The organism is Arachidicoccus sp., from assembly GCF_050436765.1.
GTDB lineage: Bacteria > Bacteroidota > Bacteroidia > Chitinophagales > Chitinophagaceae > Arachidicoccus.
Window position 1 is genome coordinate 1 of the sequence record NZ_JBNQGD010000308.1, and the last position, 6,542, is coordinate 6,542.

Below are 6,542 nucleotides of genomic sequence, written 5' to 3' on the forward strand. Positions count from 1 at the left end.
AGATACTGTTTAAATGAATTGTTTTTTCTGTCGAAATAGATCAGACCACCCCCATTTGTTCCGATCCAAATATTACCCAATTTATCTTCCACAAACTTGTTCACATCGTCATAAGGAAGGCTATTCACATTTGACTCCTGATGATGGTAAAGCGGAAATTGAACAATATTACTATTTAAATAATTAACGCCTTGTTTATAGGTTCCTAACCAAATTATCCCACTATTATCTTTATAAATTCTGAGAATCGAATTTTGACTAAGGCTTTTTGAATCTTCCGGATCATTTAATAAATAACTTGTCTTAAAGTTCCTCTTTTTATTAATCAGCGTTACGCCTCCTTGATCCGTTGCGACCCAAATAATGCCACTTTCGTCTTGTACTATTTGACTGATCAGATTGGATTTCAACTTGCTGGGGAAACTATTCTCGTTAAATTGTTTAATGGAACCATCTTGCGGATGAAAAAGATAAACCCCATAATTATAACACCAAATCCAGAGGTCCCCATCCTTATCTACTATAAATTCATAAGAATTATTACCCTTATTAATTTTCTGTAAAGAATTAGACGAAGAAACAATCTTATCTAATTTTATATTATACGCTTGCAAGAATCCATTCTGATATATTATCCATAAATCGCCATTTTTAGTGTCCTTTACCGAAGTAATTTGCGCCTCGGGTTTAAAGTGAAGTTCTTGATGGAAGGGTTTGACTTTTTTATCTTTCTCTGAATAAAGATAAAGGCTTCCATTACTGTAAATAAACCAAAACCTCCCATCGTTTCCTTTTACTATTTTACTAATGATTCCTGAGGGCAACCCCAGTGAGTTTAAATAATGATTATAGTCAGCACTAAATTTTTCGTTATCTGCATTATAAATACATGCCCCCGCTATCGTCATTACCCACATTTTTCTTTCGGGCAGCCGGAACATGGCGGTAATATAATTATCGATTAGAGAGGAACTATCACCTGTTTTTTCACGAAAGTTTTTAAAAGAATAACCATCATAGCGGTCGAGTCCAGAAGAAGTGCCAAACCACAAGAACCCATCAGCACCTTTTAGTATAGTGTTGACCTGATTATTGGAGAGACCATTCGAAGTATTAAGCCTCGAAAAATTATAATATTCACTTTGGCCCAAAACCGAAAGCGGTGGCACTAACAAAGCAAGCCAGATAAGGAATCGCATCAATTCTAGTTTAACGAAGGAAAAATTAGGCAAGGCCTTTAGCAGATTTCGTTCACAATGCGTGAAATCCTAATGCAATTTAGTAAAATGAATAGTATAAGTTACCCCTTTGCTTATGATTTGAAGAGAAATTAAAATAAAGATTTTATTTACAGTACTGCTACCATTTTATATTCTTATCAATAAAGGTGGTTAATTGATTGGCCATATTTAATTGCTCTTTTTCACTTGGGTGACCCGAAGTACCTTTATAAGGAAAAATACAAGTATAAAGATTACTATTATTAATGGCGGCTACAGCTTTCTTGATGTAATCAATCCAGGGAGAATCAGCCTTTGAAGCGTCCATATTTCCCAATGCACAAATTATTTTGGCATTTGGATAATGAACCATTAATTTCTTAATGAAAGATTCATAAGCATTAATAATAAATTCAGCGGTTGGAGCCTTCTGTCCAAATACGCTTTTAAACTCTGAATTCTCAGGCATCTTCACAATCCAGGAATCATTCTGAAATAAATTTACAACCACTATTTGCGGTGAATAACGAGCAAAATCCCATTTAATATCGGGGTTGTCAAAATAAAGTCTGTCGTACATTTGTGGCATTACAAGAGGAAACCAACTGATTACAATTCCAATTCCACTTTTGGAGATGCAATGAAAATCTGCATGGAGTTTACGGGCAGTAATGGCGGCATAAGACATGTAGCCATTTTCATATTCCGGTGCACTATTATCCCCCGCCAAATCTTCATCGGCATAGCCACAAGTAATTGAATTGCCAAAAAATGCCATTCTCCTTTTTGACTCAGGAGATAATGATAGAAGTTTTGCGCCATGATTAAGCTGAAAGACATAAATAGAAGTCTTCCCAAATGCGGCTTCTGTAATTTTAAACAATTCGATAGAATGTTTGCCATTCTTTAAACTATCACAAAGCCTGTATTCATGTTTACCTTTTTTTAGATGGATTTTTTTCACAACTTTACCATCAACAATTAAATTAAAAAAGTTATTACCCATTTCATCGCCCAATAATGCTTTGACCGATTTTCCTCGAAAATTAAATTGAGCGCTGCTGCCTGTCCAAGAAATAATTGTCGCAGAATCCTTCATTTCCATTCTGCCGGAATAACGAATTTTATGGTTATCATTTTTTATAACGACGTCCTGAGATAAACTTACGGTAGAATATAAAAAGGCTAAAAATAGTATACTTAAAGATTTCATTTTTAAATTATTGTTTTGAGACCCTAATTTGTAATTGTCTAGATAAAATTATATGAACTTTATCAGCATTGAAAAATGCAAGCACAAATCTGCTGCCAATTCGCACATATACCCTGTCAACTTCCTGATACAAAATGTTTTGTTTTTTATTCTATAGCCTTAATTTACCTTAATGGCTATCTCAGCAGACTTTAATCCAATTGTGGTAGCTCTTAGTATTATATTCCCTGAATTCTTGCCTGACTTAATGATTACTAAACATCTTCCTTGCCAAGCTTTTCGTTGAGGCAGTTGATAGCTTTCCAAGCTTTGCGGATCAGCATTGCCAACACCGACAATAGTTCCCGGACCTTCAATTTTAAAATGAATTAAATTCTTAGCATCAGGATTTCGTATTCCATTTTTATCAACCAATTCTACGCCAACATAACTCAGGTCTTCGTTATTGGCTTTGATTATTTTTCTATCGGCAAATAGTTTTATTTGCACCGGCTTGTCCGCTGTTTTTAAAATAGAGGCTTTTACAATTTCACCATTATCGTAACCAACCGCTTTTAATTCACCACTTGCATAGGGGACATTATAAACTGTCCTGAATTTTGTGGAGCGATTAGTTGGCTTTTTCCCAAGTGATTTATTATTTAAAAATAATTCCACCTCGTCACAAGATGAATAAATATCTACTTCAAAAATAGAATCTTTATCACCTTTCCAATTCCAGTTTGCTACCACATCATCCCAATTCCATATACTCCATGGTTCTTTCTTAGGATTGACCGGAAAAGAAGAATGAAGTGGTTTTACAAAAATGGATAATTGGTCCTTTTTCCAAAGTGCATCACGGTAAAATGATTGTGGACGTTTCCAACCACAAATATCAATGTCACCGCAATAAGCAAGATTCCAGGGATAGAAATTTTTATTTTGTGGATATCCTCTCCAACCAAGACTTGATTCACCAATGTAATCAAAACCTGTCCAAACAAAATCACCAATCACCCAAGGATGATCTAACACATCCATCCAAGACTGATAGGCATCTAGCGGATACGATTCGGTGGAAAACATAATTCGGTTTGGCTTGCGATGATGATCGCTTACATATTTGTTATTTGCATAATTATAACCGCAAATATCAAGGGCTGAAAAGAATGCATCCTTCTGATCTGAAACACCAACTACGGCATCTGTAACAGGCCTTGTGTTGTCTATTGAACGGACATAATCTGCCAATAGCTCAGCGGTATCGGCAATAGAAGGTTTATCCATTCCCGGAATTTCATTTCCGATACTCCACATAATAATTGAAGGATGATTTCTATCGCGAAGCAACATGCTTTGTAAATCTCTTTGCCACCAATTTTTAAAATAAACATGATAATCATCCGCATTTTTCCCTTCTGTCCAGCAATCAAATGCCTCATCAATCACCAGCATTCCCATACTATCGCAAGCATCTAAAAATGCAGGGGCCGGCGGATTATGAGAACAACGGATTGCATTAAAACCACTTGCTTTCATCAGTGCTACACGACGTATTTCTGCACGGTCAAATGATCTTGCGCCAAGAGGTCCATTATCAATATGAAAACATCCCCCCTTTAATTTCATTGGCTTATTATTCAGCATAAAGCCGTTCGCTGCATCAAAAGAAATTTTTCGTATACCGAATTTAGTTTCAACTTTGTCCGATAGTTTTCCTCCAACATACACTTCTGTAATAGCTTTATATAAATCGGGATTTTCGTTTGACCACAATGCCGGTGATTTTACAATTGCGTTTTCTTTGAAAGCATATCTATCGTTTGCAGGGATATCTTTTTTTGAGGATGTCCTGGCAACTTCAACTCCTTTTGCATTTACAATTTTATTGATTAAAGTGATGGTCGCAGAAGCACCGGTTTCATTTTTCACCTTTGTCTGGATAGCTACATTGGCTGACAAAGCGCTCACTTCGGGGGTAGTAATATAAGTCCCCCATTGTACTACATGAATGGGACTGGTTTCTATCAACCACACATGACGGTTAATTCCTGAACCGGCGTACCATCGGCTGTTTGCGCCTTCATTTTTCACCTGTACGGCAATAATATTTTTTCCATTCCGTTTTATTTTATCTGTAATATCATAATAAAAAGAAGTATAACCATAAGGATGATTTCCCAAATGAACACCATTGATCCATACATCTGAATTCATATAAACACCGTCAAATAAAATAGAAATCCTTTTATTTTGTTGGTTTGCCGGCAATGTAAAAATTTTCCGATACCAGCCAATTCCACCCGTAGTAAAGCCGACACTTACACCATTGATAGCATTTGGGTTAAAGGGCGACTCAGTTCCCGGCAAATCCTCTATGCTCCAGTCGTGCGGAAGATCTATATTCCTCCAGCTATTATCGTTGAAATTGGTCTGCTCCGCATTTGCGATATTGCCTCGATGGAAACGCCAACCTTCATCCAATAAAACTTTTCTTTGAGAGAAACAATTATGTGAAACAATAATATAAAAAAGCAGCACAATAATTCTTTTCATATTTATAATTTAGAATTTAATAGAATTTTAAATCTTGATTTCAAAAATGGAATAGTTTATAGATTGGTTTTGATAAAAATGAAAAACGACGCTTTTAATAGTAAAGATTTTGGTGCAGCAATTCGGCGTGATATTGAAATCAATCAAAATATTCTTTATAAATCATAACCGAAATCACAAACACCTTTTGATTAATTATTATTATCGGCATTCTTTTTCAACCAGCCATTACTCATCATCCATTTCTGACATTCATTTATCCATTTTGAACTCGTTGTCGGATTGTTCAGACCGAAACCGTGACTTCCTTTTGGATAAATCAGCAATTCTGCGTTTACACCGTGTTTATGTAAAGCCTGAAAAAAAATAATACTATTTTCAACCTCAACCGTTGCATCATTTTCTGCCTGAAAAATAAAAGCTGGCGGTGTGTTGGATGTAACCTGCAATTCATTAGAAAATTCTCTTATCAATTTTTCGGACGGATTTTTTCCAATCAAATTATCTCTTGACCCCCTATGTGTCAAACTATCCGTAAAGCTGATGACAGGATAGCCAAGCACCATAAATGTTGGTCTGAAGCTTATACCATTTTTATTTACAATATAATTATGTTGAAAATGTGTGCCAATACAAGCAGCTAAATGCCCTCCTGCGGAAAACCCGGCAATGCCAACTCTCGCTGTATCAATATGCCATTCCTTTGCATTTTCTTTCACAAGTTGGATAGCTCTTTGTGCATCTTGCAGAGGTCCGATACTTTTATTAATCATAGATAAATCTGAAGGCAACCGATATTTGAGAACAAATGCCGCAACGCCCATTTTTTGAAAGGCTTCGGCTATTTGATAGCCTTCATGATTAATTGCGACTGCTCCATAGCCGCCACCCGGGCAAATTACAATCGCCGTACCCGTTGCATTATTTGGTTTGGGAAGATAAATAGTTAATGTAGGATTCTTAATATTCGTTAAATAATAATTATCGTTTCCCCAGGTTCCCATCTTTTCAGAAACGGTATCTTTTTTAGAATTGGGAATATGACCGTTATAGAGCGGTATTTCTCTTTGTGCCCTAACATGCAAACTCAAAAAAAGAAGTAATACAATGACGGATAATGATTCGATTTTCATTTATGGGTAAACTATTTAATACTTTTCTAAGAGAACAATTTTAGCTTTAAAAACTATGGAAAAATTTGAATAACATTTGTCCAATCTTATAGCTTTATAGGATTGAATCTATTTCTTAAAATAGATCTGCAATTATGGTTTGACTAGTCCTTTAATGCCCCGCCAAAAACATATGTGAACCCAGGTTGTAAGGATTTATTATTGAAAAACCAGTTTTATCTCCTCTGATTCAATAGGATCAATAACTTTCTTTTAAAGTAAAACATGTAAGACAGTATTATTTTCACTCTATATTCTGATTATTCAAATGGAACCCATTTTATTGCGACTCAAGGATTGCCGTTAAAAATTTAGATTATTCCATTATTGCCTTTATCCATACCCTAGCCATCATTTCATGTCCTGCAGGCATGGGGTGAACGCCATCCCAGATCCAAT

At 35.6% G+C, this 6,542-nt stretch carries 4 protein-coding genes; all 4 read right to left on the reverse strand.

Translation table 11 applies throughout. The annotated features are described in order from the left end of the window. A partial coding sequence (locus tag ACQR30_RS13510; protein ID WP_429735992.1) for a ligand-binding sensor domain-containing protein occupies positions 1-1,199 on the reverse strand: 1,199 nt, incomplete at its 3' end. Positions 1,200-1,359: 160 nt separating this feature from the next. Further along, on the reverse strand, positions 1,360-2,433 hold the full coding sequence (locus ACQR30_RS13515; protein ID WP_429735994.1) for an SGNH/GDSL hydrolase family protein: 1,074 nt from the start codon (positions 2,431-2,433) through the stop codon (positions 1,360-1,362). 159 nt (positions 2,434-2,592) lie between these two features. Then, positions 2,593-4,971: a glycoside hydrolase family 2 TIM barrel-domain containing protein gene (locus ACQR30_RS13520; RefSeq protein WP_429735996.1), complete on the reverse strand. Its 2,379-nt coding sequence runs from the start codon at positions 4,969-4,971 to the stop codon at positions 2,593-2,595. A 191-nt stretch (positions 4,972-5,162) separates the two neighbouring features. After that, complete coding sequence (locus ACQR30_RS13525) at positions 5,163-6,104, reverse strand: alpha/beta hydrolase (protein WP_429735998.1); 942 nt, start codon at positions 6,102-6,104, stop codon at positions 5,163-5,165. Positions 6,105-6,542: the final 438 nt, after the last annotated feature.

Bases quoted from the DNA above. Each gene is read 5' to 3' on its own strand.
- ACQR30_RS13520 (WP_429735996.1), bottom strand. From the start codon at position 4,971: ATGAAAAGAATTATTGTGCTGCTTTTTTATATTATTGTTTCACATAAT.
- ACQR30_RS13515 (WP_429735994.1), bottom strand. From the start codon at position 2,433: ATGAAATCTTTAAGTATACTATTTTTAGCCTTTTTATATTCTACCGTA.
- ACQR30_RS13525 (WP_429735998.1), bottom strand. From the start codon at position 6,104: ATGAAAATCGAATCATTATCCGTCATTGTATTACTTCTTTTTTTGAGT.